Source organism: Corallococcus sp. CA054B, from assembly GCF_003611625.1.
Taxonomy (GTDB): Bacteria; Myxococcota; Myxococcia; order Myxococcales; family Myxococcaceae; genus Corallococcus; species Corallococcus coralloides.
In genome coordinates this window covers 1-399 of the sequence record NZ_RAVY01000447.1, presented here as the reverse complement: position 1 = coordinate 399, position 399 = coordinate 1, and the positions used below count along the sequence as shown (strand labels likewise).

Below are 399 nucleotides of genomic sequence, written 5' to 3'. Positions count from 1 at the left end.
GTGGTGCTGACGCCCGCTTGCGGGCTGGCGATGCGCACGGTCATCGACGCGGAGCGAATCCTGGAGGAGCTCAAGGCGGCGCAGCGGCGGCTCCGGGGCGCGCTCCTGGCCGAGCGTCCCTCCGTTGACACCGTGAACCCCCACTGAGCGGCCGCCGTAAGGCCGGGGCCCCCGCGGTGTTTATCTTGTCGCGGGGGTTCAGGCGCCCATGTTGGAACAGCGTATCGGGACATGGTTGGAGCTGCAGGACGCGCTCTTCGCCGGGTCGTGGAGCGAGGTGCTGGGGCGTCACCGCTCCACCTTCGTCTTCCGTGGCATGCCCCAGGTGGCCAATGACTTGTCCACGGCGCTCAACCGCAAGGGGCTGTTCGTGCGCAAGGAGAAGGACCTGCTGAGGGC

The 399-nt window shown here is 68.9% G+C and carries 1 pseudogene; it reads left to right on the top strand.

Going from position 1 to position 399, the window contains the following annotated elements:
• Positions 1-208 precede the first annotated feature (208 nt).
• Positions 209-399, top strand: a pseudogene (locus D7V80_RS41260) (FRG domain-containing protein); the annotation flags it as partial.